This is a genomic window from Leptolyngbya sp. BL0902, assembly GCF_016403105.1.
Lineage (GTDB): Bacteria > Cyanobacteriota > Cyanobacteriia > Phormidesmidales > Phormidesmidaceae > Nodosilinea.
Map to the genome: position 1 here is coordinate 1,334,532 of NZ_CP046155.1, position 23,787 is coordinate 1,358,318.

The 23,787-nt window shown below is 57.5% G+C and carries 23 protein-coding genes; 11 read left to right on the forward strand and 12 right to left on the reverse strand.

The features are described from left to right. Positions 1 to 194: 194 nt before the first annotated feature. Both GFS31_RS06030 and GFS31_RS06035 read left to right on the forward strand, forming a co-directional pair. Positions 195 to 1,493, forward strand: a complete 1,299-nt coding sequence (locus tag GFS31_RS06030) for a serpin family protein (protein ID WP_198807323.1) — start codon at positions 195 to 197, stop codon at positions 1,491 to 1,493. Positions 1,494 to 1,720: 227 nt separating this feature from the next. Then, the gene (locus GFS31_RS06035; RefSeq protein ID WP_198807324.1) at positions 1,721 to 4,477 is read left to right on the forward strand and encodes a bifunctional acetate--CoA ligase family protein/GNAT family N-acetyltransferase; all 2,757 of its coding nucleotides are present in this window, start codon (positions 1,721 to 1,723) and stop codon (positions 4,475 to 4,477) included. Here the strand turns inward: GFS31_RS06035 and GFS31_RS21235 are convergent. Then, entirely contained in the window at positions 4,462 to 4,584 is a 123-nt protein-coding gene (locus GFS31_RS21235; RefSeq protein ID WP_263974909.1) for a hypothetical protein, read from the reverse strand. The genes GFS31_RS06035 and GFS31_RS21235 overlap by 16 nt on opposite strands. 413 nt (positions 4,585 to 4,997) lie before the next feature. Here GFS31_RS21235 and GFS31_RS06040 point away from each other — a divergent pair, with 413 nt between their 5' ends. The 3 genes from GFS31_RS06040 (at position 4,998) to plsY (ending at position 7,508) form a co-directional block, all read left to right on the forward strand. Further along, a complete protein-coding gene (locus tag GFS31_RS06040) occupies positions 4,998 to 5,519 on the forward strand; it encodes a MarR family winged helix-turn-helix transcriptional regulator (protein ID WP_198807325.1) in 522 nt (173 codons plus the stop codon). Continuing rightward, positions 5,516 to 6,403, forward strand: a complete 888-nt coding sequence (locus tag GFS31_RS06045) for a DMT family transporter (RefSeq protein WP_198807326.1) — start codon at positions 5,516 to 5,518, stop codon at positions 6,401 to 6,403. The genes GFS31_RS06040 and GFS31_RS06045 overlap by 4 nt, the downstream gene beginning before the upstream one ends. A 421-nt stretch (positions 6,404 to 6,824) precedes the next feature. Then, positions 6,825 to 7,508 (forward strand): glycerol-3-phosphate 1-O-acyltransferase PlsY, encoded by a 684-nt coding sequence (gene plsY, locus GFS31_RS06050; RefSeq protein ID WP_198807327.1) that lies wholly within the window; start codon positions 6,825 to 6,827, stop codon positions 7,506 to 7,508. Between the two features lie 55 nt (positions 7,509 to 7,563). On the opposite strand, the gene GFS31_RS06055 is transcribed toward plsY, so the two are convergent. The 3 genes from GFS31_RS06055 to GFS31_RS06065 form a co-directional block, all read right to left on the reverse strand. Next, on the reverse strand, positions 7,564 to 8,256 hold the full coding sequence (locus GFS31_RS06055) for a Crp/Fnr family transcriptional regulator (RefSeq protein WP_225907584.1): 693 nt from the start codon (positions 8,254 to 8,256) through the stop codon (positions 7,564 to 7,566). A 257-nt stretch (positions 8,257 to 8,513) separates the two neighbouring features. Beyond that, entirely contained in the window at positions 8,514 to 8,903 is a 390-nt protein-coding gene (locus tag GFS31_RS06060; protein ID WP_198807328.1) for a RidA family protein, read from the reverse strand. Positions 8,904 to 9,111: 208 nt separating this feature from the next. Further along, entirely contained in the window at positions 9,112 to 9,555 is a 444-nt protein-coding gene (locus tag GFS31_RS06065) for an NUDIX domain-containing protein (RefSeq protein WP_198807329.1), read from the reverse strand. Positions 9,556 to 9,670: 115 nt separating this feature from the next. Here GFS31_RS06065 and malQ point away from each other — a divergent pair, with 115 nt between their 5' ends. From malQ to GFS31_RS06080, 4 genes are all read left to right on the forward strand, one after another. Beyond that, positions 9,671 to 11,194, forward strand: a complete 1,524-nt coding sequence (gene malQ, locus GFS31_RS06070) for a 4-alpha-glucanotransferase (protein WP_198807330.1) — start codon at positions 9,671 to 9,673, stop codon at positions 11,192 to 11,194. Between the two features lie 65 nt (positions 11,195 to 11,259). Beyond that, positions 11,260 to 11,388: a hypothetical protein gene (locus GFS31_RS21240; protein WP_263974910.1), complete on the forward strand. Its 129-nt coding sequence runs from the start codon at positions 11,260 to 11,262 to the stop codon at positions 11,386 to 11,388. Between the two features lie 148 nt (positions 11,389 to 11,536). After that, positions 11,537 to 11,998, forward strand: coding sequence for a bacteriohemerythrin (locus tag GFS31_RS06075; RefSeq protein ID WP_198807331.1), 462 nt, complete (start codon positions 11,537 to 11,539; stop codon positions 11,996 to 11,998). Between the two features lie 13 nt (positions 11,999 to 12,011). Beyond that, complete coding sequence (locus GFS31_RS06080) at positions 12,012 to 12,491, forward strand: YraN family protein (protein ID WP_198807332.1); 480 nt, start codon at positions 12,012 to 12,014, stop codon at positions 12,489 to 12,491. 7 nt (positions 12,492 to 12,498) lie between these two features. On the opposite strand, the gene GFS31_RS06085 is transcribed toward GFS31_RS06080, so the two are convergent. The 4 genes from GFS31_RS06085 to GFS31_RS06100 form a co-directional block, all read right to left on the reverse strand. Then, the gene (locus GFS31_RS06085; protein ID WP_198807333.1) at positions 12,499 to 13,032 is read right to left on the reverse strand and encodes a pentapeptide repeat-containing protein; all 534 of its coding nucleotides are present in this window, start codon (positions 13,030 to 13,032) and stop codon (positions 12,499 to 12,501) included. 137 nt (positions 13,033 to 13,169) lie between these two features. Next, the gene (locus tag GFS31_RS06090) at positions 13,170 to 14,381 is read right to left on the reverse strand and encodes a bifunctional sterol desaturase/short chain dehydrogenase (protein ID WP_315865629.1); all 1,212 of its coding nucleotides are present in this window, start codon (positions 14,379 to 14,381) and stop codon (positions 13,170 to 13,172) included. Between the two features lie 84 nt (positions 14,382 to 14,465). Continuing rightward, positions 14,466 to 15,566 carry a hypothetical protein gene (locus tag GFS31_RS06095; protein ID WP_198807335.1) on the reverse strand — a complete coding sequence of 367 codons (1,101 nt, stop codon included), beginning with the start codon at positions 15,564 to 15,566 and terminating at the stop codon, positions 14,466 to 14,468. A gap of 70 nt (positions 15,567 to 15,636) precedes the next feature. Further along, positions 15,637 to 16,422, reverse strand: a complete 786-nt coding sequence (locus tag GFS31_RS06100; RefSeq protein WP_198807336.1) for an RNA polymerase sigma factor SigF — start codon at positions 16,420 to 16,422, stop codon at positions 15,637 to 15,639. A 574-nt stretch (positions 16,423 to 16,996) separates the two neighbouring features. Between GFS31_RS06100 and msrP the strand changes: the two genes are divergently transcribed. Then, on the forward strand, positions 16,997 to 17,986 hold the full coding sequence (gene msrP, locus GFS31_RS06105) for a protein-methionine-sulfoxide reductase catalytic subunit MsrP (RefSeq protein WP_198807337.1): 990 nt from the start codon (positions 16,997 to 16,999) through the stop codon (positions 17,984 to 17,986). 124 nt (positions 17,987 to 18,110) lie between these two features. Here the strand turns inward: msrP and GFS31_RS06110 are convergent, their stop codons facing one another. The 4 genes from GFS31_RS06110 to GFS31_RS06125 form a co-directional block, all read right to left on the reverse strand. Then, on the reverse strand, positions 18,111 to 19,592 hold the full coding sequence (locus GFS31_RS06110; protein ID WP_198807338.1) for a carotenoid oxygenase family protein: 1,482 nt from the start codon (positions 19,590 to 19,592) through the stop codon (positions 18,111 to 18,113). Positions 19,593 to 19,743: 151 nt separating this feature from the next. Continuing rightward, a complete protein-coding gene (locus GFS31_RS06115) occupies positions 19,744 to 21,138 on the reverse strand; it encodes a folate/biopterin family MFS transporter (protein WP_198807339.1) in 1,395 nt (464 codons plus the stop codon). 207 nt (positions 21,139 to 21,345) lie between these two features. Further along, positions 21,346 to 21,795: a hypothetical protein gene (locus GFS31_RS06120; protein WP_198807340.1), complete on the reverse strand. Its 450-nt coding sequence runs from the start codon at positions 21,793 to 21,795 to the stop codon at positions 21,346 to 21,348. 275 nt (positions 21,796 to 22,070) lie between these two features. Continuing rightward, positions 22,071 to 22,643 (reverse strand): peroxiredoxin, encoded by a 573-nt coding sequence (locus GFS31_RS06125; RefSeq protein WP_198807341.1) that lies wholly within the window; start codon positions 22,641 to 22,643, stop codon positions 22,071 to 22,073. A 306-nt stretch (positions 22,644 to 22,949) separates the two neighbouring features. Here GFS31_RS06125 and GFS31_RS06130 point away from each other — a divergent pair, with 306 nt between their 5' ends. Next, the gene (locus tag GFS31_RS06130) at positions 22,950 to 23,372 is read left to right on the forward strand and encodes a Fur family transcriptional regulator (protein ID WP_198807342.1); all 423 of its coding nucleotides are present in this window, start codon (positions 22,950 to 22,952) and stop codon (positions 23,370 to 23,372) included. The last annotated feature ends 415 nt before the right edge of the window (positions 23,373 to 23,787 follow it).

A 23,787-nucleotide genomic window follows, 5' to 3' on the forward strand; every position in this document is an offset into this window, starting at 1 on the left:
TAGCTCCCCGCAATATCTGTACAAAATCGGTGTCAAGCATCGGAGGATCGGGCGCTGGGGAGATGCGGCTCCGGCCCATCGGGGTGGGGCACGATGGCTCGGTTGCCAAGCGGGCAGTTTCCAAATTGGTAACTTGGCCCCTGGAGCTGTGGGCCTATGCCAAGGTGAAGCTAACCCCTTGGAGATGTACGACAATGACGCCCCGATGGAATGATATAGCCCTAGGTCTAGGGATTGTGGCCCTGGTGGCCGGGGGCTGGCGCAGCGCCCAGTCTATGCCCCAATCCTCTGAATCGCTGACCCCAAACCCTGTCCCCATGGAGACCGTGATTATGCCCCCAGGTGCAGATTCGCTGACGGATGGGTTGGTTGCCCCCGATGTGGTGGCGGCGCAAACGGCCTTTGGCTTGGCCCTCCTGCGCGATCTGTACCAGGAAGCCCCCCAAGACAACCTGCTGATCTCACCCCTCAGTGTGGCGATGGCGCTGACCATGGCCTACAACGGAGCCGCCGGAGACACCCAGGCCGCCATGGCCGAGGTGTTGCGGCTGCAAGGGCTTGACCTCGACCCCATCAACCAGGGCAACCAAGCTCTGATGGAGCGGTTGGCCACAACGGCCCCCGGCCTTGATATCGCCATCGCCAATGGCCTGTGGATGAACCAAAACTTGCCCGTTTATCCCAGCTTTGTGGCCGCCATGACCCAGCACTATGGTGCAGAGGTGGCCGCTGTGGACTTTGCCGATGCCGCCATCCCCAGCCAAATTAATCGCTGGGTTAGCGACCAAACCCGTGGCCACATTCCCACGCTGGTCGATCAGATTGACCCGAACCAACTGCTGCTGCTGGTGAATGCCCTCTACTTTAAAGGCGACTGGACCACCGCCTTTGACCCCGCCCTCACCACCGATCAGCCGTTTACCCTAGCGGATGGCACAGCCATTCAGCACCCCGCCATGGAGCGTCGGGGAAGTTTTAACTACTTTGCCACCGACCAATGGCAAGCCGTTAGCCTACCCTACGGCCCGGAGGAAACCCTCAGCTTTGAGATCATCCTCCCGGCAGAAGATGTGCCCCTTTCAGAGGTGGTCGCGCAGCTAACGCCAGAAGCCTGGGCCACCTGGATGGGCCAAGGTCGCAGGCGGGATGGCCTGGTTCAAATTCCCCGTTTCACCACTGCCTATGAAGCAGATTTGATCCCCGCCTTGACCCGCCTGGGCATGGGTGTGGCCTTTACCGACGCTGCCGATTTCTCTGGCCTCACCTCCCTCAGCGCCGCCATCAACCAAGTTCGCCACAAAACCACCCTAGAGGTGACAGAATCGGGGGCCGAAGCCTCCGCCGCCACCGTCATTGGCATCATGCCCACCTCCATCATGGTCGATCCAGAACCGCCCTTTGCGCTGCGGGTAGATCGGCCTTTCCTGGTGGCCCTACGGGATCGACCCACGGGAGTGCTGCTTTTTGTGGGCACCATCGCCGACCCGCGCTAGACCGACCTATCGCCCCAGTGCCTATGCCCAATCAGGATGGCAACGGCACCCAAGCCCGATTCCCAGCTGTGTCGCTACAGGCAGAGGCCTAGGCCCGCCCAGAATTGCGGTCTAGGCCCAAAAACAGCAACTCAGTGGGCGTTAAGAAAATAGGCGCAACGGCAGAATAACCCAGACTCTCGATCTACAACAGAGGAGGGGGTTATTCTACATAGGGATCTCTGGTCATGGTCGATACAATCCAGACAGCAGCGGATCGGGCCTACGATATTTTGCGGGTGGATCGTCAGCCCTTGGGGGCCGTGTTTAACCCGGAAACCGTGGCGGTCATTGGGGCCACAGATCGCGAGGGCAGCGTGGGCCGTACCCTGCTGTGGAACCTGATCAGCAGTCCCTTTGGCGGCATTGTCTATCCGGTAAACCCGCGTCGGCGCAGTGTGTTGGGCATTCGTGCCTACCCCAGCATCCAGGATATTCCTGACAAAATTGATTTGGCCATTATTGCCACCCCCGCCCCCACCGTGCCGGACTTGGTCAAAGCTTGCGCTGAGGCCGGAGTGAAAGGTGTGGTCGTCCTGGCCTCTGGTTTTCGGGAAATCGGCCCCGCCGGACTGGCCCTAGAGGAGCAAATTCAGGCCCATCTAAAAGGGCAAAAAATGCGGCTGATTGGCCCCAACTGCCTGGGGTTGATGAACCCGCTGACCGGGCTAAACGCCACCTTTGCCAGCACCTTTGCCCGTCGGGGCCATGTGGGGTTTATCAGCCAATCCGGGGCGCTCTGTACCGCCGTGCTGGACTGGAGCTTGCAGGAAAACGTGGGCTTTAGCGCCTTTGTGTCCATCGGCTCCATGCTGGATGTAGACTGGGGCGATTTGATCAACTACCTCGGCGACGACCCCAACACCCGCAGCATCGTCATTTATATGGAGTCCATCGGCAATGCGCGGTCGTTTTTGTCGGCGGCGCGGGAGGTGGCCCTGACCAAGCCGATCATTGTGATCAAAGCAGGCCGGACGACCCAGGCGGCCCAGGCGGCGGCGTCCCACACGGGTACATTGACGGGCAGCGATGCGGTTCTGGATGCGGCGTTTCGGCGGTGCGGGGTGCTGCGGGTAGAGCAAATCTCTGACCTGTTTGACCTGGCGGAAGTTCTGGCCAAGCAGCCCCAACGTCCCCAGGGGCCAAGGCTGACGATCATCACCAACGCGGGCGGGCCGGGGGTATTGGCCACGGATGCCCTGATTGGCACTGGGGGACAGTTAGCGACTCTCTCGGACGACACCCTGGCGGCGCTGAACCAAGCCCTTCCTGGACACTGGAGCCACGGCAACCCGGTGGACATTTTGGGCGACGCCGACCCCGACCGCTACACCCAGGCCATCCAAGCCGCCATGGACGACCCCAACAGCGACGGCCTGCTGGTGGTGCTGACCCCCCAGGCCATGACTGCCCCCACCCAAACGGCGGAACGATTGATTACCCTGGCCAAAACCGCCACCAAGCCCCTGATTGCCAGTTGGATGGGCGGATCGGAAGTCACCGAGGGAGAGTCCCTGCTGAATCGGGCCAGCATTGCCACCTACCGCTACCCCGACACCGCCGCCCGCCAGTTCAACGCCATGTGGCAGTACAGCTACAACCTGCGCGGCATCTACGAAACCCCGGCCCTGCTGCCGGAATCCGAGTTTGGCGAGGGCCGCGATCTGGCCCAGGTGGAGACCATCATTCAAACCGCCCGTGCCGAAAACCGCACCCTGCTGACGGAACTGGAGGCCAAGCAAATCCTCCAGGTCTACGGCATTCCCGTGGTAGATACCCGCCCCGCCTTTTCCGCCGAGGAGGCCGTTGCCGCCGCCGAAGCCGTGGGCTATCCCGTGGTCGTGAAGCTCCTCTCCCGTACCCTCACCCATAAAACCGACGTGGGGGGCGTGCGCCTGAATCTGCAAACCGCCGAAGAAGTCGCCACTGCCTACACCGAAATGGCCTCCGCCATCCGCCATCGCTTTGGGGATGCGGCCTTCAAGGGCGTTACCGTCCAGCCCATGCTCAACCTCAGCAAGGGCTACGAGCTAATCCTGGGCAGCAGCGTCGATGACCAATTCGGCCCGGTGATTCTCTTTGGCACTGGGGGCCAACTGGTAGAAGTCTATCGAGACAGCGCCGTAGCCCTGCCGCCCTTGAACACCACCCTGGCCCGTCGGCTGATGGAGCAGACCCGCATCTACGAAGCCCTCCAGGGGGTGCGCGGTCGCCAAGCCGCCAACCTCACCGAGCTAGAGATGATCCTGGTGCGGGTCAGCCAGTTGGCCATCGAACAACCGCAAATCAAAGAACTCGACATCAACCCGCTGCTCGTCTTCGAGGGCGATACCCGCTATCCCCTGGTGGCCCTCGATGCCCGTGCGGTGCTGACCGAACCGGGGGAAACCCCGCCGGGGCCAGCCATTCGCCCCTACCCCAGCCAGTACGTCACCACCTCCACCCTGCGGGACGGCTCCCCCGTTACCCTGCGCCCCATCCGCCCCGAAGACGAGCCGCTGCTGGTGCAGTTCCACCACACCCTCTCCGAGGAAAGCATCTACTTCCGCTACTTCCATTTGATGACACTGAACCACCGCATCGCCCACGAACGGCTCACCCGCATTTGCTTCATCGACTACGACCGGGAAATGGCCCTGGTGGTGGATCACAAAGACCCCGAAACAGGCGACCACAAAATCCTGGCCGTAGGGCGGCTGAGCAAAAGCCACGGCACCAACCAAGCCGAATTCGCCATGCTGGTCAGTGATGCCTACCAACGCCAGGGCGTTGGCACCGACCTGCTGCGTCAGTTGCTCCAAATTGCCAAGGACGAAGGCTTGCAGAGCGTCACCGCCGAAATTTTGCGGGAAAATCGCCCCATGCAACGGGTCTGCGAAAAGCTGGGCTTCACCCTCAAGCGCAAACCCGACTTTGTAGAGGCGGAAATTCAGCTATCGCTGTAGAGGGTGGGCAATGCCTCGCGCCATTCTGGGAAGAAGTCAGCCTGATCACTCCAGCTCACCCCAAAACGGGCCTCTACTTCGGTGAGTGTTCTGAATACATCAATCATGTTGGTGGCGGAGTCGGGACTTCCATGAGTAAACTTATACTAGCCATAAGAAAAGCTTAAGTTACAGGGCATCCAGGGCAACGGCTACTTATACTGAAATTTTCTGCCTAAGATCCTATATTCGGCATTTAGACTGAATTTTTTCCACCTAAGATCCCCACAGGGGTATTTAGGCGGACAGATTTCCACCTAAGATCCCGTATAAGGGGATTAGGCAGAAAGTTTCCCTCTAATAAAGAGTTATGCGGCTCAGGCAATCGGTGAAGGCGCAGCTGAAAAACTCCTGATGAGACATGATCACACGGGAAATGCTTACTCTCAAGATGAGTTGAGCCTAAGGCTTTACATTCGCTCAATTTATATGCATAATGCATACACATATAGAAGCGAGCATTGATTCATGAAACTACGCCATGGATGACGAAAGAACAGTAAACCTTTTGGGTGCACTAGCACTCAGCATTGTAGATGCGTTGAATTCGGTTGTTGAGGTTAATGCTGGCTACGGGGGAGAGGCTCCTGCTGCTCTTGTGACTTTGGGCGTTGATCCAGGCATCTCGATCAATGCATTACGACAAATTCTTAACCTCTCTCATCCGGGAACTGTTCGACTCATCGATCGCTTGGAATCTGAGGGGCTAGTTGAGCGCAGATCTGGAACCGATGGTCGTACACTGGCTCTTTTTCTCACGGAAGCAGGTCACGAGCGCCGACAAGCCATTCTGACCGAGCGCCGACATCAATTGCAGCTTGCTATGAGTACATTGACCCAGAACGATAGCAAACAACTGACAAAACTGCTGGAGAAAATGCTCACAGCGATGACAACTAGTGAGTTACGAAATTTCACGATTTGTCGGCTCTGTGAGGAAGAAGTGTGTCCAACTGATCGCTGCCCTGTAGAGCAAAAATATCGCCAATTGCTGGAACCATGAACAAAATCATTATTGCACTGAGTTATGCATTTTGCTGGGGAGTAGGGGTAACGCTAACTAAAATCGCCCTTTCAGAGATTACGGCAACGACACTGCTAACAATTCAACTCCTCTCTAGCGTTCTATTTCTTGCTACAGTTTGTTACCTGAAGGAACGCCAATTTCCTTTTTCCTGGCAACGACTCAAACAAGGATTTGCCGGGATATTTGAACCTGCTTTAGCTTATATGTTCGGGATCTTCGGTGTAAAGATGACGACGGTCAGCAATGCTACCTTGATTGCTTCCACTGAAGTGATTTTGACCATTATATTTGCCGCCGCTTTCTTAGGTGAGAAGCTGACACGAGCGAAATTCCTGCTAGCTGGAATTAGTTTTGTGGGAGTGTCTCTGTTGATGTTAAAAGATGCTCAAGGCGCGAGTCATTCTTCTCTTATTGGCGATTCACTCGTTCTTCTCGGCACTCTGTTCGCGGTAATCTACGTTCTTTTTAGCAAGAGGCAGATCGAAACAGCGAACCCTCTACAACTAACCATATCACAGCAAACCGTTGGGTTAATTACAACTGTACTGTGCTTTAGCGTGTTGTCGATCCTTAGTCCGAGCTACGAAGTGAATGCAGCAAACATTTCGCCGCAGTTTTGGTTGTTGGCAGTAGGCTCAGGAATTATGCAGTATGCGTTGGCATTCTTGCTCTATCTCGTTGCATTGCAAAATCTTCCTGTGAGTCATGCTGCGTTTTATCTTTCTCTGATTCCTGTTTTTGGTGTGGCTAGCGCAGTCGTAATTATTGGGGAGCAGCCTAACCTAGCTCAATGGGTTGGGGGGGGGCTAGTCGTTGTATCCTCCTACTACGCCAACAGGTTAAAACCCACTCAGGCATAGATGTTTGGTGGGTGCTCGGATAAGTTGCAGCGATCACCACATAACAAGCCTGCTGCACCGGAACGAATCTAAGCTATCGTTGGGATAAAAAGGTGATCTGCGTCCGGTGAGCAGGGTCGTTAACTAAACATAATCTGAGGCTCGAAGAAGCCCAGGTTTACATTGAAATTGTGATGGACGGAGCCGACGTTATAACGTCACTGGCGCAACGGGTTCGATGTCGGGACTGTGGACGCCGATTGGGTTGGTGCGCAAGACCCAAAGAGCGGCTCCGTGGCCCACTCGTCCTGCGGACATCTTTCTCAAACGGAGATGACGCGGCCCTTGAGCCCAGGCCATGCCATCAATCCTAGTTTGGCGGATAATCCCTCCACCTTTCGCCCTAAACTGTTACTGATGAGCGGTTTGAGGGCGTAGGACGTTGGCAATTGCAGCACTGTTGGGCATTTTGGGGCTAGCCTACCTGCTAGGGTCGTTCCCCACGGGCTTTTTGCTGGTTAAGGCGCTGAAGGGCATTGATATTCGCGACTACGGCTCCGGCGGCACTGGGGCCACCAACGTTCTCCGTACCGTTGGCAAAGGCCCCGCGCTCATTGTGTTTGTGGTGGATTTGCTCAAGGGCAGCGCCGCTGTGTGGATGGCGCAATGGGCCTTTCCCCTGCTCTTGGCCCATTGGGGAGAGTCCTCCAGTGTGGTCTTTAGCCCCGGTTTTCAGCCCTGGGTTGATATGCTGGCTGGACTGATGGCCCTGCTAGGGCATAGCCGCTCGGTTTGGCTGGGCTTTACGGGGGGCAAATCGGTAGCGTCGGGGCTGGGGGTGCTGCTGGCGATGGCTTGGCCCGTAGCCCTAGGTGCCCTGGGAGTTTTTGGCCTCACCCTGGCCCTCAGCCGCATTGTTTCTCTGGGGTCTATGCTGGCGGCTCTCGCGGCTATTCTGCTGATGATCCTCACCCAGCAACCCCTTGCCTATACCCTCCTCGCGCTGCTGGGCGGGGGCTATGTAATTCTCCGCCACCGGGGCAACATCCAGCGGCTGCTGGCGGGTACCGAACCTCGCATCGGCCAATCTAGCCCTGCCTCCCATCCCCGATCCACAGAGTCCTAGGCGAGGCCATGCCAGCCCATGGGCCGTGAATCTGGGGCTGTTCTCTCTGGGGAGCCTAGGGGCGTAAGGGTGTGGCCGACGATCTCAGCAGGTGTATGGCCGGGGACTGGGATGCCGTGCTCAGAATAATGTAGCGGCGATCTAGGTAAAGCCAGCCCTCTGATTTGAAGTCTTTCAACAACCGTGTGACAGTAACGCGGGTCGTGCCAACGGCGGTGGCTAATTGGTGGTGGGTTAGCTTCAGGGGAATACGGATTCCCTGGGGCTCGACCTGACCAAAATCCTTGGCCAAGAGCATCAAAAAGTGCCGCAGCCGATCCGCTACCAAGCGCTTGCCAGATAGGGCCAACCACGCCTCGGTTTGCTGAAGGCGCAGGGTTAGGTTCCGAAAAACTCCCACCATCAGCACTGGAGACGCTTCGATTTCTCCAAAGGGTAGCACCAGCACATCCACATCCGTCAGGGCTGTGGCCCAGTAGGGATCGACCATAGACAGGGGAAGACCTATGGGCATGGATGGCCCCGCTAGCCCCAGTAGGGTTTCGCTACCGTCGGGCTGGATGGTAAATAACTGCGCCACCCCTCGGCACAGAATCAAAACCTCATCGGCTTTGAGGGGAATGGATTGCCCTGCCGAGTAGGCCACCAGGGAACGCTCGCGGTAGAGCTGTTCTAGCAGATCAATGAAACTTTGCGGACGACCCGCCCCAGCCCCAGCAAGGTAGGAATTGACAGTGGAAATAGACACGGGAGATACCCAGAGTACACCAGAGGCATGAGGCTAGACCCTAGGGTGTCGGGGCTCCTGGGAACCCCGACGCTGTGAAAACCCACAGTAGGTTGTAGCCGCCCGTCTCTATCCTCAACAGCCAACGTTAAGAGAACTCTCCGCCTAGGTTAAGCTCCGGCCAATAAACCTTTAAGCTTTTGTTAGCTGGCATACCAAGGGCCACTATTTTAGTGATGCATCATACCCAAGGGGCCTAGTCCGCTTGGGTGGGCGCACTACAAAGCTGCAATACATTCAATCTCAACAGCCACATCCTTGGGGAGGCGGGCCACCTCCACGCAGGCGCGGGCAGGGGCATTTTCCCCTCCGAAGTATTTGGCGTAGACTTCGTTGACGGTGGCGAAGTCGTTCATGTCCTTAAGGAAGACGCCCGTTTTTACCACGTTGTCAAAGCTGGCCCCAGCGGCGGTGAGAATGGCCTGAATATTGGCGATCACCTGCTCGGTTTGGGCCACCACGTCCCCAGTGCCCACCAGTTCCCCGGTTGCCGGATCTAGGGCAATTTGGCCCGACACAAACAGCAGTTGTCCTGTCACCGCGACGGCTTGGTTGTAGGGGCCAACGGGGGCGGGGGCGTTGGGGGTGTTAATGATGGTGCGTTCCATGGTGTGCCTTACTAGAAGAAAAATCGACGGATTTAGCGGATTTATTGGATGGCTAAGTCTCTGTGGCCCTCACCCCCAGCCCCTCTCCCAGGAAGGAGAGGGGGGCCGGAAGTGCCCCTCAAAGTCTCTAACTATTGCGACTTCAAAGTCCCTCTCCCATCTTGGGAGAGGGATTTAGGGTGAGGGCCAAGACTCAGCCCAAAAGAGCCTAAATATCCACCCCCAAGCGGGGACGGTGGCCGTAAAAGCGGTACTGCCAATAATCGCGCAAAATGCGGTCATGATCAAAGCAGAGGTTTTCGGGTAAGGCCCAGGGCTGAATGATGGCAGCGGTTTTGGCATCGTCTCCGGCGATGGGGTCGGTGGTGGCGGTGGCCAGAAACACCACGCTGAGGGTGTGCTGGCGGGGATCACGCCGGGGGTCGGAATAAACGGCCAACTGCTCGACTAGGGTGACGGTGAGCTGGGTTTCCTCTAGGGCTTCGCGGCGGGCGGCGGCTTCTACCGATTCGCCATAGTCTACAAAGCCACCGGGCAAGGCCCAGCCCAGGGGCGGATTGTGGCGCTCAATCAGCACAATGGGGCGGTGGGGATGGTGCAGCAACTCAATGATCAAATCCACCGTGGGAGCGGGGTTGCGGTAGGTAGTCATAGCGCCAAAATTCCCTGCAAGATATGGCCGAAACATCGCCCAAAAATCACCGACCAAAGGCCAGCCAACCTTAGTCAGTCGTGCTAGAGTCTACTGGAATTGCACAGGTTTGACTATGCCTTTTCCTCGATCCAGCGGCATTTTGCTCCATCCCACCTCCCTGCCCAGTCGATTGGGAATTGGCGATCTTGGGGCAGCGGCCTATGAATTTGTGGATTTTTTGGCCGCTACGCGCCAACAGCTTTGGCAGGTGTTGCCCCTGGGGCCAACGGGCCATGGCAATTCGCCCTACATGTGCTACTCCTCCATGGCGGGCAATCCGCTGTTGATTAGCCTCGAAAAGCTGTGCGAAGACAACCTACTCTACCCCGACGAACTGCACGACCTAGAAAACCTCGCCGCCGACTGGGTGGATTTTGATGCGGTGATTCCGGTCAAAATGCGTCTCTTAGAGCGAGCTGCCAGCCGCTTTCGGGATGTAGCCACCGAGGAAGATTTGGCCGACTTTGAGGCGTTTTGCACCGAGTTTGCCTTTTGGATTGACGACTTCGCCTTTTTTATGGCCCTCAAAAATGCCTTCGGTGGAGCCAGTTGGCCCGACTGGGAGGAACCCATTGCCCGCCGCGAACCCGAAGCCCTAGCGGCCTGGCGGGAGAAGCTAGCCAGCGATATTTTCTGCCACAAGTTTCTTCAGTTCGAGTTCTACTGTCAGTGGAGAAGTCTCAGGCAGTACGCCAACGAACGCCAGATCCAGATTATTGGCGATATTCCCATCTACGTTGCCCACGATAGCGCCGATGTCTGGGCTTTTCCTGACAATTTTATGATCGACCCGGAAACCCTGGCCCCAGCAGAAATGGCGGGCGTTCCACCGGACTATTTCAGCGAAACCGGGCAGCTTTGGGGCAACCCCACCTACAACTGGGAAGTCTTAGAAAAACACGGCTTTGACTGGTGGATTCAGCGCCTACGTACCCTTCTGCAATACGTAGACCTGATTCGGGTCGATCATTTTCGGGGTCTTCAAGCCTATTGGGCTGTTCCCGCTGGCGAAACCACGGCCATGAATGGTGATTGGGTGGATGCCCCTGGAGCGGCCCTGTTTGAAACCGTGCGTCAAACCCTTGGCAGTCTACCTATCTTGGCGGAAGACCTCGGTGTCATCACCCCCGACGTAGAGGCCCTGCGCGACCAGTTCGAGTTTCCGGGCATGAAAATTCTGCACTTTGCCTTTGGCTCCGACAACGGCAACCCCTACCTGCCCACCAACTACGTCCACAACAGCGTTGTCTATACGGGCACCCACGACAACGACACCACCGTGGGCTGGTTTGAGCAAATCTCCGACTACGAACGGGATCGACTCCTTCTCTACGCAGGCTGCCTCAGCCCCGAAGGCGTTCATTGGACGATGATTCGCCTTGCCCTCATGTCCATCGCCAACCAGGCTATCATTCCCCTCCAAGACGTGCTTGGCTACGGCAGCGACTGCCGCATGAACACCCCCGGACAGGCGGGGGGCAACTGGGGCTGGCGCTACCGAGACGGGGTCATCACCCACGAGGTGCGAGAATGCCTGCGGGCCTTAACCGAATTGTCTAACCGCGCCTCTGGCTGGACGGGTGAGTCTGCATCCTAGGTACGGCTGGGCCTTGGACGGGCGGTATCTTCCCCCTTGGTAGGGGTAGAGGGTGGCGAGTGGGCATGCCAACCCATGGCGCGATTGCCCGTGATGCGATCATCCGTGATGCGATCATCCGTGATGCGATCATCCGTGATGCGATCATCCGTGATGCGATCATCCGTGATGCGACGGCAGAGATCAGTTCATAGGGCTTCATGCAGACTCCCCTGGCGTCATCCGTAATACCTACGATCCCCGATCAGTGCCACAGAATGGCCAACCAAGTTCCGTGAATACCCATGCTAGCCCTAGAGAGAGGGCTGATAGAGTGGGGAGAAAGCCATCAAGGTAATGTCCATGGCCCTGGCATACTGGCGGGATGAATGCAAAATCAACCATCCCCAAATTGACTACGAACACCATCACCTGCTCAACCTGCTAGAGAGGCTGTACCGTCTTGTCCTCCTTGGTCAACCGGACAATGCTATTCAGAACACCCTAGATACCCTCTTCAATGCCCTGCTAGAGCACTGCGAGACTGAAGAGGCGCTGATGGAAATCTTTGCCTATCCAGACGGCAATAGCCACATTGAAGAGCATGAAGAAATTTTGGCCCAAATTTTTAACTACCGCCTCACCCTAGAGCAAGGGCTGCGCCCCCTCACCATTGACGATGTCCATGACTTGGCAACCTGGTTGACGAACCACGTCTGCACGACCGATCTCAAAATGATGCAGTACGTACAGCACCAGCAAAAAAACGATGGCCAAGCCATGACCCAAGAAATCAACCATCGCCTCTTTTCGCTGGTGATTTAGGAGTTCGCTGAAGATGACGGATGCCTGCCCCGACTCTCCTGCGGGTAGAGATGCGCTCACTCCTGCCGCCCTAGGAACCCTGGGCGAAGACCTGATTGCTCAATGGATGACGGCTAGGGGCTGGACGGTGCGAGATCGTCAGTGGCACTGCACCTATGGCGAACTGGATCTTGTCCTCACCCAGGGGAGCCCCCAGGAGGATGGAATCATGGCCTTTGTGGAAGTCAAAACCCGCAGCCAGGGCAACTGGGACGCCGATGGCCTGATGGCCATTACCCGCAGCAAACAAACCAAGCTCTGGAAAGCTGCTCAGGTCTACCTGCTGAAGCATCCCCAATGGGCCAACGCCGTCTGTCGGTTTGATGTGGCCCTGGTAGCCTGTCGCGCCAGTCTCCCCACCGCCACCCGCCCAGACCGCTACCTTGCCCTCTCCGACGGACGCTACCTGATCCTCCAAGACTATATTGACTGCGCCTTTGATGCCCGCAGGTAGCCCTGGCTTAGCGGCCATAGGCATGACCCGTGGGCAGAATCGTGCTCGTGTCGCAACGGGCCCCCGTCAAATCTACTCCCACCGCCCGAAAAAGGTTGCACTGTCGCAGATTCGCCCCGTGGAGAACCGTCCCCTCCAGCCGCGCCCCCACCAAGGTGCAGCCCTCCAGATTAGCGTCTGTGAGGTCGGCCTGCCGGAGATCGGCCCCGCTGAGGTTTGCCCCCCGCAGGTCGCACCCCTGGCCGTTGGCCGTTTGGAGATCGGCACGGCTAAAGTCCGCCTGGGCAAGAAGGGCTTCGGCTAGATTGGCTCCATAGAAGTTGCTGTCGCCCAGTTGAGCCGCCGTTAGATTAACGCCCCTGAGATTGGCTAGGGCAAAGTTGCAGTAAGGCAAGTAGGCCTGGGCCAGACAACTGTGCTCCAGGTCAATCTTTCGCAAGTTCGCCTGAAACAGATGAATGGCGGTCAAATCCCGATGGGAAAACCGCCGCTGACCCGCGCCATAGGCTTGGTACAAAGCGTCCCCTGTCAGTCGCTGCATATCCTCCACGGTTGGCTGAACGATTGCGGTTAAGCCCCGGCAAATGGGTAGATCGACTTAACCAAAACTCGCCAACCACTTTAATCGTTAACGTTTCGTCATAATCGGCTGTTAAGCATCTCTTCAGGTTTGCGCGGCTAGGGTGTACGTCGGGAAAAGAGCTTGAAATACAGCCAATGCCCTGCTTCGTGGAACGGGAACAGCAGGTAGGTCAGGGGGTTGATGGTGACAATGATGTTTCGCACATTGCGCTTGGCCAAGGCCACCACCGCCCAGGCCACCCACGGGGCTGACATCACCCCAACGGGATTGAGGTTGCTCTTGAATGGCCCCAAAATCACCTTCCGCACCACACAGGGCGCATCCAGTCGCCGCAGCGTCACCAGTTCCCCCATCAGCCGCTTGGAGATTTCGTAGAGCGGGCTAAAGGCTGGGTTTACCTCAGCCTCGGAGGTATTCACCCAAACCTCCTTGTTGGCCCGCTGAGGGGAGGTCTCCACGGTGTTGAAGAAGACCTCCATCAGCCGCAGGCCAGAGAGGGCGTTGGCTTCTAAGGATTGATCGATGGCTGCCGGAGTTCGCTGCCCATGGACATTGAGGCCGTGGTTAATCACCAAGATATCGACCCGGCGCAGAGCCTCCTGTAGATCGGCTTCGGATCCAGGCTGCCAGCGCCAGCAGGGTACCGTCTCTGGAAAATCGGCCCCATCGGAGGTCGTCAGGGCGATGGGCTTGGCCCGTTGTTTGAGGAGTTCCTCAATCAGGGCGCGGCCCAGGGTGCCCGATGCCCCCGTCACTGCCACGGTTTTGCCCTTCAGCGAGACCGCTGTTCCCAGTGCTTTGTCCATCACAGTAAAGTAGCCCGCATAGTAGGCGTTGGTGTCGTCAAAGTGGTGCCGCCAGTGATAGGTACGGTTCACTAGCCAGTTGCTGGGGGGCGTGGTCAGTTCTCCCGGTTCATGGGTAAGGTCGGTGGTGCGTAGCCAACCCTGGGAACGGGCGATGGCCGTGGTTAAAAAGCCACCCCCATAGACCACCCCCAGCCACAGCCCCGGAATCCCAGAAACCAAGGCGGCTAAGGCCATCACCGCCATCATGACCAAGGCTTCGGGCACATCGTTATGAAGCTGGGCCTGCCGATAAATCTCCTCACTGACGGGGGTAAAGTCTTTCTTGTAGGCCCGATGGTGCCAGTTGTGGAGCGCCATCACCGGAGACCAGGCATGGCCCAGCATATGGTAGCCATCTCGTACCATCTCCACAAGAAATACGGAGGCTAATCCCCACAATCCTTGTATCACAACCGTTTGAAACGGCATACCCGATTGCCTCACACCAACAAAAAACATCCCTATTCTGCCACGACTCAGGAGAAGAACTGGACAGAATAGGGATTTAGCAGATGCCCCTGATGGGGGAGATGGGTTGGTCATCTAGGTGGCGGCGGTGCCTTCCTCTTCCTCTGGCACGCCAATCGACCGCGATAGTTCAACGCCGTTTTGCTCTAGCACCACAATGGGTTCGTTGCCGCGCATATCAATGCGCTTCACCAACACCGATCCGCCAGCCACCCGCTGACCAGCCATCACATACCGCCCCGTCGGTTCGCTGGGAGATTGCACAATGGCGTAGGTGCGATCTCCGATGGTGACAACGCCTGTAACCACAACCTCACGGGCCTGGGTCGGCTCTGGTAAGGGCGGCAAGGGGGCTAGGGCCACCGGAGGCTGACCCGGTTGTCCAGACCCTGCGGTTCCCCCCGGCGTGGTTGGGCTGCCCCCTGGCGCTGCCCCCGTTGGCGAACCCGCCCCTGGCGAACCCGCCCCCGGAGCGGTTGCCCCCGGAGCCGTTGCTGTTGGGGCAGTTGCCGTTGGAGCCGCTGGAATACCACCTGGTACTGGGCCAGCCGCTGGAATGACCGGAGCCGGAGGGGGTGGCGTGACTACAGGGGGCGGCGGAATGGGCACCGTCGCGAAGGGGTCGGGGCGACGGTTGTTGATTTGCCGCACCCGTTCCTCAGGGTCGGTAGATTGAATCAGCTCTGCCCTGGCAATGTTGGCCAGTTGAGGGGCAGCGGGCACCATGGGCGTGGCAAAGTTAGGATCGCCTTCTACGGGCGCTTGATCGATGGGAACCTGATCAATAGGCACTTGGTCAATGGGCTGCTGATCAATGGGCACTTGGTCGATGGGAACCTGATCCAGCGGTGGCTGGTCGTTGGGGAGGGGCTCAATGGCAACGTCCCCCGGTTGACCATTCTCCCTAGCCATCTGCTGCTGCACGAAGTTCGCCATGAAAGGCACCCCAGCCAGCATCGATAGCATCCCGGCGAGGCTGGTCAGCAGGCTGACTTTGGCCAACTTGCGACTGCCCCAAAACTTGATGCAGAACACTAGCAGGGCAAAGGGGACAAACAAAGACAGTAGCCCCCAGGTTGGACTCACTCGAAAAGCATCTACGAGACCAACCAGCCCCCCCACCGTGGCCAGCAGGACGCCTAAACCAAACAAAATGAAAAAAACAGCGGCTCCCATGGAGGCGTCTCCTTCGTTCCCCTATCTTGATGCCTCAACGATAGCTCAATTATTGATAGGCGGAACGGCCTTAGGCGATTTCGTCATCAGAATTTGCAAGCAGTGTCCGCATGTGGTTTAGCCCTTGCTTCACCCGACGGGAGACGGTTACGGCGCTGATTCCCATGCGTTCGGCAGTTTCTTTTTGTGTCAGATCGTAGAGGAAGACAAACTCTAGAACCTCACGGGTACGGTGCTCTAATTGCTGTAGCGCCTGCTGAAGCCGCATCTGATCTTCTTGGGCCAGTTGGAAGCTGCGATACTTGCTGTCGGGCAGCAAATCTCCCAGACAGGCCGATCCTAAATCTTCGTCCTGCATGGGCGCATCTAGGCTTAGCAAAGACTGGTTGCAGCGAGCCATTTTGACATCCTGCCATTCTTCCACGGAAATCTCTAGGGCGGCAGCAATTTCGTTGTCGTTGGGCACCCGCCCCATATCTAGGTGGAACTGACGGATGACGCGGCGAGACTGGGCTTCTAGGGCTTGCCAGCGGCGAGGAATCCGCATGGATGCCCCCTTATCGCGCAGGTAGTGCTGAATTTCGCCACGGATGTAGGGAATGGCGAAGGAGCTAAAGGCATAGCCCTTTTCGGGGGAGAACCGCTCGATAGCCCGAATTAGGCCCATACTGCCGACCTGCATCAGGTCGTCAAAGGATTCATTGGAGCGCTGCAACCAGTGGTAGGCTTCGCGACGCACAAGACCCACATTGAGGTTGACCAATTGATTCCGAAGGTCTAGGGAGGGTTGCTGTTGGTACCGCTGTAGGAGTTCCAGGGTACTACCTTGAACCTGACGACACGATGAAGCTGGCATAGCGATATTTCAGGAAAGGGCTCGTTTGTCTCGATGCTGGAACTAGGGATTTAAGCAGGTCAGTACTTAAACGGGGGCATTAGCATACGTGTTATCAGCCTAATGGCGGAGCCTAGGCCGTCACAATGTCGTATCTACGGAGACAGCCGTTAACCTTTACTTAGTATACGAGACCGCCACTCTTCGCCCTAAAAATTACGGATTGTTCTGGGAAACGGGGGCGTAGTCAGCCGCCCACCATCCTGTTTACCAGAGATCAAAGCCTTGATTGACTAGCCCTTCCCTTAGTTTACTAAGAGTTCATAGACTCAGTAAACTTTTTCAAAGTATCCGGATCTGAGTCTCCCTAGGTTTTTCTCTAATCCCAATGATAAAGGGCTGATCCCCGTTGGTTGCGAGGGCCTTTCTGGGCTTAGCTCTGTAGACTATCGCTGGAATGTCCGTATAATTGCTGACCTGTCTTTACAGAACTTCATCCTGCATGGCCCTAGGCTCCTCCAAGGTTTGGCCTGGGTGGCACAACGGAGGCTAATGTCACAATGGAAGGGTCTCTAGATTATTTTTCCCCCACACCATGGTTTTCTTTCACTCCAAACCTAATTGGCAACTTTCGGAGCAGCAGGTGACGGCGGAAACCGCCTTTTGGAACCGACGACGTTTCATGAAAACAATGATGGGGGCGGGAGTGGGGATCGCGGTGGCTCCCCTGGCGGCTTGTCAAACGACCCGTACCATCGATCCAAAGCTGGAGAGAACGCTGGGTCGATCCCTCGGAACGGTGCCGTTAAATGCTGCCTTTGCCGATGCGGGGCGGTTGCCGACGGATCAAGCCTACGCCAGCAGCTACAACAACTACTACGAGTTTGGCAGTACCAAGGGCGTTTGGCCCAACGCCCAGGCCCTGCCCACCGATCCCTGGCGGCTGGAGGTGTCGGGCTTGGTGAAAAATCCCCAGACCTACGACCTGGATGACCTCACCCGTCGGTTCCCCTTGGAAGAGCGGATTTATCGCTTTCGCTGCGTAGAAGCCTGGGCCATGGTGGTGCCCTGGATTGGCTTCCCCATGCGGTACATCCTGGAGGCTGCCGAGCCTACGTCAGCAGCTAAATTTGTCCGGTTTACCTCCTACTACGATGCCCAAGTGTGCCCTGGGCCTGCCTATGGCTTTGCCCTAAACCTGCCCTGGCCCTACGTTGAGGGGCTGACGGTGGCGGAAATGGCCAACGACCTCGCCTTCTTTGCGGTGGGCATCTATGGCCGCACCCTGCCCAAACAGCACGGAGCCCCGATTCGCATGGTGGTGCCCTGGAAGTACGGCTTTAAGGGGGCCAAGGCCATCGTCAAAATCGAGTTTGTCGATCAGCAGCCCGCCACCTACTGGAACACCATCGCCCCCAATGAGTACGGCTTTGAAGCCAACGTCAACCCAGCCGTCCCCCATCCCCGCTGGTCTCAGGCCACAGAGCGGCTGCTGGGGGAAACCACCAATCTCTTCAACTGGGAAACCCAGCCCACGGTGATCTACAACGGCTATGGCGACTACGTAGCCAACCTATACGCCTAGGGGATTGGCCTCGTGAGACTAGAAACCCGGCTTCTTTATCGGCGAGTTCACGCGATTTCATCGCGGCCAAGGTAGAAACCGGGTTTTTGAACTCCTGAGATGTCGGCGGGAGGCGCGGGAGGCTTTAGTCCGCAGGGCCAAAGTATTGAGGCACAAAGCTGCCGTGCAGGCCGTAGGGCACATGGTTAGAGAGCTTCAGTCGAGCGATGGGGCCAGCGCTGATCGCCTGGGCATCGAGGATCACCAGGTCGGAACAGCCCCGTTCGGCGTCGTACATCAGCATCAGCACCCAGCCTTCATCTTCGGTGACGGCTCCGGGGCGGGGCACAAACAGGGGCTCTCCGGCAAAGCCACGGGGGGCCGCACTCCAGACGTCGGTTTTGCCCGTCTCGGCGTCCCATTTCAAGAGGGCTTGCAGGGGGGCGTTGCCCTGATCGGCGTGGGTGGTGCCGATGAACAGGTAGCGGTAGTCGCGGCCCATGTGGTCGGGGTGCAGGGTGGGAAATTCCACGCAGCGGGAAATTAGGGTTTCGACCTGGGCTGATTTCGCCGCCAAATCCACGGTAAACCGCCACAGTTGGCCAGCGGGTACTTTGTCGAAGTCCACCGTGCGGTAGTCGGCGCTGTCCTCCAGACTGGGGAAGCCGTCGTAGCACACCGAATCAATCACTAGCTGGCCGTCCCGCTCGAAGGCGTTGGCGTGGTGGAAGACAAAGCAGGGGTCGGTGTCGATCACCTGCATGGGGTCGGTGCCGTTGCGGGGAATGACCAGGATTTTGGTGGGCTGCTTGGGGTTGAACTGAATGCACTCCGCCGCCCCCTTAAAGCCCAGCAGGAAGGGCAATGGCCCAAAGCTGACGGGGTTTTGGAAGAAGATGGCGTAGTTGGGGGTGAGGGCAAAGTCGTGTAGGAAGGCAAAGCCGGGGATGGTGTGGCTGTGCTGGGCCAGGGCGTTACCTGCGGCGTCCAGTTCATACAGGGTGATGGTGCTGGAAAGACCCGCCTTGGCGGCAAATCCCACCAGACGAGGTTCCCCGTGATGCCCTGGATCGACCCTGGGGTGGGCGGTAAAGGCTCCCTCTGGGGCGATGAGGCCGTTGAAGGTATCTAGCCCAAAGGTGTCTAGGGTGACGGGATCCAGTCGGTGGGGTGGGGCCGCTTCCCACAGCGCCAGCAGACGGTCGGCCCAGTAAATGATGTTGGTATTGGCGATATTTTTGATCTTTAGGTCAAAGGCATTGGCCAAGGGGCCACCGGGCTTTTGGGTACCAAACACGCCGCGATAGAGGGGCTTTTTTGCCTGCTGCTCGGCCAGATACCCCGCCGTCCGCACAAAGCGGTTGCGGAAATAGGCCCGCCCATCCTTGATGGCAATGCTGCTAATCATGCCGTCCCCATCGAAGGGGTGCTTCACCGGATAGCCTGCAATATCGAGCAGCCCCGGCCCGTTGCGAAACAGGGTGCCCTCTAGCTCGGTGGGGATGGCTCCCTCAATATCGCTAATCCAATAGCTGTACTCGTTGGGCTGAGAGCGATAGCCGCTGCACCAGTCTTCGCGGGTGTAGGACTTGGCGTTGGCGGTGGGTTTGGGTTGGGTTGCGGTCATGGTAAGACACCTCATAGATCTGAAAATTGGGGGAGGCCCTCACCCCCAGCCCCTCTCCCAATTTGGGAGAGGGGAGCCGGAAAGTCCTTCAAAGTACCTCTCCCAGCTTGGGAGAGGGATTTAGGGTGAGGGCAAAGACGATGCTTTTCAACTAAACCGAGGCCGTTTCTTGGTCGGGGGCGGTGGGGGGCGATTCCGCTGGGGATTGCCAGAGAATTTGGGCCTCTTCGGTGCCCTCGCCCTGGGAGGAGGTGTTGGGCAGCAGAAACAGCAGGGGCAGGGGCAGCAGGGTGGTGAGGTTGGTAATCAGCACCAGTTGCCAGAGGTGGTCGAAGTTGGTTTCCGTCACGCCCAGCCAGTGGGTGAGGACGGCCCCCAATTCGTGGGAGACCAGCCCCGCCAGGTTCAAAATCGACATCAGCAGGGCGAATAGGGTGGCCTCGACCCCCGGTGGGCACAGCCGCGCCGACAGCACCAGCACGGGCATGAAGGCGATTTCCCCCATCACCGTTAGCACCAGGCTGTCGCCCAGGCTAAACCACTGGTCATCAATGCCGAGGCTGCGGTTGGCGTGGGTGACGAGCAACAGCATCGACATCCCCAGCACACTCGACAGCACCGTTGACCAGGCAAAAATGGTGCGGAAGGGCACCGTTCGCAAAAACCGCTGAAATACCCAAATGCCCAGCAGCGCCGCCACACTCGTCACCAGCCGCACCCGCCCCAGAAACTCCGGCTGAAAGCCGAGGTCGTTGGTGGTGAAGAAGAAAAAGGCCGCATCGGCGGTGGGGGTCGCCTGCCACAGGAACAGGAACAGCGCTGGCATCCAGATCGCCCGTTGACGCACCGCCTGCCACAGTTGCCCCATCTGCCCCCGCATCACCGACCAGGTGGGCGATTCCTGCACGGGTTCTTCCTGGATAATCCAGGCCACCAGGGAGACAATCAGCGGAAAGGTTGCGGTGATACCAAACACCGTGCGGGTGCTGACCTGCTCTAGCAACAGGCCACCCAGGTAGGCCGTCATCAGCCCGCCCACCGCCGAAGCGCCCCAGGCCAAGGATTGCAACGTGCCTGCCTCGCCCTGGGATTCGCCCCGTGCCCGTTCCACCACCAGAGAATCGACAATCACGTCGCTGATGGCCACGGAAAGGGAACTGAGGGTAATCGCCAAAATTGCTGCCCAGCCCGACTGCACCACCGTGGCCAGGGCCAGCCATGCCGCCGCCCCCAACAACCCCGACAGCAGCAGGTAAGGCCGCCGCCGATAGCCCCCAATGGGCAACCCATCGGAAATGAAGCCAAACAGCGGCTTAATCGTCCAGGGCAGGGCCGCAATCCCCGTCAGCGCCGCCACTTCGGCGGGAGACAGGCCCAGGTCATCCTTGAGGAAAAAGCTGACCGCCAGCCGCGCCAACCCCAAAATGCCCTGCACGAAGTAGACCATCAAAATGGCCACCAGTTCGGAGGTGAGGGGTTGCCCCTGGAGAATCCGGTTCTCTAGGAAGCCTTTGATGCCCCCAGAGGACGATGACGATACAGCCATAGATGAGCACAATCCTTGACAGCCTGTGATCCGCCAACATTAAGAAATGTCAACGCTGTCTTTTATCATAGCCCGTCCCCCAAAAGTCCGCAGAGCCTGGGGATTAGGGGGTGATGGGGCTGCGTCCTACAGTCCTATGGGCTAGGTCGGTTCTGGATAGCATGGGATTACCATTGCTGAGAACTAGGGGCAATTCAAGAATGAACGCTAGTTTTGCAAGGGTGAAGTGCCTAGCCGATAAACCCCCCAAGACAGCCCAAAACCTAGCAGCGCCAGCAGCACCATACAGAACCAGGTTTTGCGGTTGGAAAATTGAGCAATCAGCATATCAACGCGGGTCAGCAGCGTGGCTGCCACCAACATCAACAGGCAGGCAACCAACCGAAATCGCGTGACTGCCGCCATCGCCAAGGACGCCGTAAGTAAAGCCAGCACAACATAGCCTAGGTCTGACCGAAATCCTTGGATCAAAATGCGGCGACAGGGTTTCCAGCAGATGGTGCAGAGCGCTGCAAAGACCGCTGTACAACCAAGGCTCACGCCCCAGACCAGCAGGGACGCCGAACTCTGAAATAAAAAACCGCCATAGGTCATGTAGGAGGCCATCATCAACACCGAGGATAGCCAAGGGCTTGTGGCCTGCTGGGGAGGAGGCACTGAGTTTACCGATGAATTCCTAGCCGACCGTTTCATGACCGATGGTGGTGAGATGCCTAGACGTAAGGGGACGTTTTTGATCTCCCCAAGCCCCTCCCAGCAGTCTACACCACCGCAACGGGAAGCCCGCCCCCCAAACGGGAAGCGGGCTAAACGACGCAGGGAACGACCAACGAATCAGGGCTGACCTTGCTTGAGCGCGTTGCGCTGACCAGAGCGAGGCCACCGCCCTTTAGATGAGAAACAAGTGATCCAATCAACGAGGGAGAGGAAAACTAGCCCACGAAGGCCAAGCGAGGCTCGGACACACCAGCGGACTCGGTACCCTTCAGGTAGGCCAGCATGGTGTCGGCGTCGGAAACCTCAAAGGGGTCGATGGGGCAGTTGTCGCCGAAATCGGGCTCCACGAAGATCTTCTCGATGTTGCCATCGTTGACCAGCATGGAGTAGCGCCAGGAGCGCATCCCGAAGCCCAGGTTAGACTTGTCTACCAGCATGCCCATCTTGCGGGTAAATTCGCCGTTGCCGTCGGGCAGCAGGAAGACGTTCTTAGCGCCGATTTTCAGACCCCACTGGAACATCACGAAGGCATCGTTTACAGACACACAGATGATGGTGTCAACGCCTTGGGCCTTGAACTCTTCGTAGAGTTCTTCGTAGCGGGGCAGGTGGTTGGAGGAGCAGGTGGGGGTGAAAGCACCGGGTAGGGAGAACACCACCACTTTCTTGCCACCAAAGATATCTTGGGTGGTCAGATCTTGCCAGCGGTAGGGATTAGAGCCGCCCACAGACTCGTCCCGTACACGGGTCTTGAACACCACATCAGGCACACGTTCGATAACGGACATAGTTTACCTCTTAAGCAATACTGAACTGCGTTTCCAGCCTCGGCTGTTCGGAAGCTTGGATGCATGGCACTCCCCTACGACAGACCAGCACGAGCGGGCTGTAAGGTGAGCCAACCAAGCTCTAAATCAGAATAGTTCTGATTTAAGAATTTTTCAATAAGCATAATCACTTATTGAACTGACCGTATCTTAGACCACTGACGCTCCTAAGTAAACGTGTTACTGTATTAGGTGTCGTGATAGGCACCAACGGTAAAAGGGGAAGTTCTCCCCTCAGACAAACGCCTGGGCTGGAGATAGGTGGCAATGCAGCAACACAGTGAGGAAATTGTTCAAACGCTGAAGGCTAAAGGGCTGCGGGTAACGCCCCAGCGCTTTGCGGTGTATGCCAACCTGCTCAGCCGCTACGACCACCCCACCGCCGAAGACATCCTTGGCGATCTCAATCAAGACGCCCCTACGTCTTCTCAAGCGACGGTGTACAGTTCCTTACAAGCCCTGCGCGGAGTTGGCCTCGTGCGAGAGGTGCTGCTGGAGGAAGGCGTTCGTCGCTACGATGCCAACGTCGATCCCCACCATCATTTCCGCTGCAAAACCTGTGGAGCCATCGCCGATATTCCCTGGCAAGCCCTATCCCACATTGATCTCAATCACCTCAATCCTCACTGGCAAGTTGATGGCTATGAAGTGACTGTCCACGGCGTTTGCAGCCATTGCCAAGTGGATTAATCGTTGCGGTGGCAGTCTAGATTCATTCCAGATTCACTGTGTTAGCCTTTCCGCAGATTTCCCAGAATGCAGAAAAGTCATCATCATCAACACAGCAGAAGCTGATTGACTGACAAAACTTGCTAAAACCCACATCCGTCAAAGGGTCAGGAAACCTGACCCCTCCATGAACCCAGGGCTGTAGGGGCGCGGTTTTCTCGCCCGAAGCAGAATCTTTTGTCAGTCAACCAGCAGCAGAAGTGGTCGTTGAGTTTTGCTGACAGACTTGTCATCGCCATCAGACTCGCTGGGATGCTTTTAAGACTATTCGTCGGTGCGCTGCCTTTTCCCTACCTTTGCCTGCTATGGAGACCGGGAGTTTCCCGCTCGCCTCTTCCCCAAAATAGTCTGGAGTATTGATGTATACTGAGTCACG

Excerpts from the sequence above, each read along its gene's own strand:
- GFS31_RS06030 (WP_198807323.1), top strand. The coding sequence starts at position 195 with ATGACGCCCCGATGGAATGATATAGCCCTAGGTCTAGGGATTGTGGCC.
- GFS31_RS06035 (WP_198807324.1), top strand. The coding sequence starts at position 1,721 with ATGGTCGATACAATCCAGACAGCAGCGGATCGGGCCTACGATATTTTG.
- GFS31_RS21235 (WP_263974909.1), bottom strand. The coding sequence starts at position 4,584 with ATGATTGATGTATTCAGAACACTCACCGAAGTAGAGGCCCGTTTTGGG.
- GFS31_RS06040 (WP_198807325.1), top strand. The coding sequence starts at position 4,998 with ATGGATGACGAAAGAACAGTAAACCTTTTGGGTGCACTAGCACTCAGC.
- GFS31_RS06045 (WP_198807326.1), top strand. The coding sequence starts at position 5,516 with ATGAACAAAATCATTATTGCACTGAGTTATGCATTTTGCTGGGGAGTA.
- GFS31_RS06060 (WP_198807328.1), bottom strand. The coding sequence starts at position 8,903 with ATGGAACGCACCATCATTAACACCCCCAACGCCCCCGCCCCCGTTGGC.
- GFS31_RS06065 (WP_198807329.1), bottom strand. The coding sequence starts at position 9,555 with ATGACTACCTACCGCAACCCCGCTCCCACGGTGGATTTGATCATTGAG.
- malQ (WP_198807330.1), top strand. The coding sequence starts at position 9,671 with ATGCCTTTTCCTCGATCCAGCGGCATTTTGCTCCATCCCACCTCCCTG.
- GFS31_RS21240 (WP_263974910.1), top strand. The coding sequence starts at position 11,260 with ATGCCAACCCATGGCGCGATTGCCCGTGATGCGATCATCCGTGATGCG.
- GFS31_RS06075 (WP_198807331.1), top strand. The coding sequence starts at position 11,537 with ATGGCCCTGGCATACTGGCGGGATGAATGCAAAATCAACCATCCCCAA.
- GFS31_RS06080 (WP_198807332.1), top strand. The coding sequence starts at position 12,012 with ATGACGGATGCCTGCCCCGACTCTCCTGCGGGTAGAGATGCGCTCACT.
- GFS31_RS06085 (WP_198807333.1), bottom strand. The coding sequence starts at position 13,032 with ATGCAGCGACTGACAGGGGACGCTTTGTACCAAGCCTATGGCGCGGGT.
- GFS31_RS06090 (WP_315865629.1), bottom strand. The coding sequence starts at position 14,381 with ATGTTTTTTGTTGGTGTGAGGCAATCGGGTATGCCGTTTCAAACGGTT.
- GFS31_RS06095 (WP_198807335.1), bottom strand. The coding sequence starts at position 15,566 with ATGGGAGCCGCTGTTTTTTTCATTTTGTTTGGTTTAGGCGTCCTGCTG.
- GFS31_RS06100 (WP_198807336.1), bottom strand. The coding sequence starts at position 16,422 with ATGCCAGCTTCATCGTGTCGTCAGGTTCAAGGTAGTACCCTGGAACTC.
- msrP (WP_198807337.1), top strand. The coding sequence starts at position 16,997 with ATGGTTTTCTTTCACTCCAAACCTAATTGGCAACTTTCGGAGCAGCAG.
- GFS31_RS06110 (WP_198807338.1), bottom strand. The coding sequence starts at position 19,592 with ATGACCGCAACCCAACCCAAACCCACCGCCAACGCCAAGTCCTACACC.
- GFS31_RS06115 (WP_198807339.1), bottom strand. The coding sequence starts at position 21,138 with ATGGCTGTATCGTCATCGTCCTCTGGGGGCATCAAAGGCTTCCTAGAG.
- GFS31_RS06125 (WP_198807341.1), bottom strand. The coding sequence starts at position 22,643 with ATGTCCGTTATCGAACGTGTGCCTGATGTGGTGTTCAAGACCCGTGTA.
- GFS31_RS06130 (WP_198807342.1), top strand. The coding sequence starts at position 22,950 with ATGCAGCAACACAGTGAGGAAATTGTTCAAACGCTGAAGGCTAAAGGG.